This window comes from Mesorhizobium sp. M7A.F.Ca.CA.004.04.2.1 (assembly GCF_004022825.1).
Lineage (GTDB): Bacteria > Pseudomonadota > Alphaproteobacteria > Rhizobiales > Rhizobiaceae > Mesorhizobium.
The window spans coordinates 1-2,343 of the sequence record NZ_RZPH01000946.1; the positions used below are offsets into that span (position 1 = coordinate 1).

At 63.8% G+C, this 2,343-nt stretch carries 3 protein-coding genes; all 3 read right to left on the reverse strand.

What is annotated here, in order from left to right; genetic code table 11:
• The coding region (locus tag EN893_RS29580; protein WP_164901218.1) for an ATP-binding cassette domain-containing protein at positions 1–665 on the reverse strand (665 nt) is incomplete at its 3' end.
• Positions 662–1,318, reverse strand: a complete 657-nt coding sequence (locus EN893_RS29585) for a DUF2291 domain-containing protein (RefSeq protein WP_127269798.1) — start codon at positions 1,316–1,318, stop codon at positions 662–664. The genes EN893_RS29585 and EN893_RS29580, both read right to left, overlap by 4 nt.
• A 33-nt stretch (positions 1,319–1,351) precedes the next feature.
• A partial coding sequence (locus tag EN893_RS29590) for a sugar-binding transcriptional regulator (RefSeq protein ID WP_245490925.1) occupies positions 1,352–2,343 on the reverse strand: 992 nt, incomplete at its 5' end.

A 2,343-nucleotide genomic window follows, 5' to 3' on the forward strand; every position in this document is an offset into this window, starting at 1 on the left:
ACGGCGTAGTCGGTGATCTGCAGCGCTTCTTCGAGGTGATGTGAAATGTAGACGATGGAGACGCCGCGGCTGGTCAGATCGCGGATCACCTTGAACAGCACCTCGACCTCGGTTGCACTGAGCGCGGAGGTCGGCTCGTCCATGATGAGGATGCGTGAATCGACCGACAGCGCCCGCGCGATCTCGACGATCTGCTGTTGACCCAGGCGCAGATCCTCGACGAGAGTCATCGGGTCGATGTCCTCTTCGAGATCGGCCATCAGCGCGCGCGCCTGGCGCGATTCTTCGGCGAAGTCGAGGCCGGTTCTGGTGCGCAGTTCGCGGCCCATGAAGATGTTGTCGCGAACGCTGAGGTTCGGCGCCAGGCTGAGTTCCTGGTGGATGATCGAGATGCCGCGATCGCGCGCGTCCGAGGATGAGGAGAAGCTGACGAGATTGCCGTCGAGCACGATGTCGCCGGATGTCGGCGTGACGACGCCGGACAGGATCTTCATCAGCGTCGACTTGCCGGCGCCGTTCTCGCCGAACAGCGTCGTGACCTTGCCGCGATGGATGTCGAAATTGACGCCCTTGAGCGCATGAACGCCGCCATACGACATGACGATGTTGCGCGCCGAAAGCACGGCGTCGCCGGTCGCGGGTCCGGTGTCTGCAGCCGCGCTCATTTGACCTCCAGCCTCACCGGAGTGACCAGCCAGCTCTTCGGGTTGACCAGCTTGAATGCGCCTACCACCGATACGGTCTTGCCGGTCAAGGTGCTGGTGTCGACCTTGGCCAGGACTTCCTTCTTCATCTCGTTGTTCAACGCCGAACCGGCGTCCTGGTATTCGATCTGGTTGGTGAACTGGCCGAATGTGATCTTGCCGGTGGCGTCGCGAAGCTCGGTGCCGTTGATCGCCGGTCCCGTTTGCACCCGGATCATCAGCGTGTCCGGCACGCCTTCGACGGCGACCTTGTAGATGCCGGATTTTCCTTCGCCGACGACACCGGTGAACTTGACCGAGATGACCGGTCCGACGCCCGCTGGCACGCCATATTCCTTTTCCGCCGTCGCCCTGTCCTTGGCGATAGCAGCAGCCACCGTCACCGCGTCGGCGGCGCGTGCCTCGACATCGGCCTGCACCTTGGGAAACTCCGACTTGCCGTAGTCAGCGGCGGAAAAGACGGCGCTGCGGACATCGCCGGCAGAGCCGATCCTGACCACCTTGGTGTCGAGCGCCATGGCGCCGAGCAGGACGACAACCGCGGCGCCGGCAAGTGCCCGACGCAGGGCGGGCGAAGCCGGCCTGGTCGATGCGGTGGCGGCTTTCGCGCTCATGACGCAACCGCCAGCAAGGCTGATCCGCGCTTGTCACGCATTTGACGATCCTCCGTTCACATGGCGCTTCGCGCCATTGGGTTTGTTCTGTTCGACAAGGGCACGAGCGGTGGACTCGTCGGTGATCAGGCCGCTCAGATAGCGGCTTTCGAGCACCGCTTTGATGGCACGCACTTTGATCTTGCCGCCGGCGACGGCGACGATCCGGCGGCCCTTCAACTGGTCCCGCGGAAGCGCGAGAATTCTGTCCGACAGCGCCGTTTCCACCGGGCGCCCCTTGTCGTCGAAGAAGTGGGCGAGCAGCTCGCCGACGCCGCCATCGCGTTTCACCTCATCGATTTCGGAATGTTCGATCATGCCGGTAGCGACCAACGAAGCTTCCCGCTCGGCGGTCCCTATGCCGACGAACATCAGGTCGGACCGGCTTGCGAGGTCGAAGACATCGCTAATGCCGCGCTGACCAAGCAGCACTTCACGGTCCTCGGCGGTGTTGGCGACGAAAGGCACCGGCATCACATAAGCCTGCGCGCCGGTCCGCTCGGCCAGCCGATGCATGACATCGTGCGGGTTGGCCGCGAATTTGCGCGTCACGCCGCCAAGCAGCGAGACGAAACGGATATGGGCAGCGGCGGTGCGCGTCAGATACTCGACGCTTGCGGCAAGGGTACGGCCATGGCCGACGCCGATCAGCATGTCCTCGCCGCGATCGATCTCTCGTTTCAGAAACTGAGCGCCGGCGATCCCAAGCGCCTTCAGCGGCAGCTCGTCCTGATCGAGATCAGGAACAACCTCGCAGTAGTCGAGCCCGTAAGCAGTGATCAGCTGCTGCTCGAGGTCGATGCATTCGCCGACATCGCCGTCGATGATCACCCTGACAAGGCCATCCTGGGTGGCCCGGGTGATGAGCCGATGCGCCTTGAGGCTGGTCAGGCCGAGCCGCTTGGCCACCTGGGCCTGCGTCAGACCCCCGGCATAGTGAAGCCAGGCCGCGCGGGTGGCGAGGCTGGACTCATGATCGCGGTTAG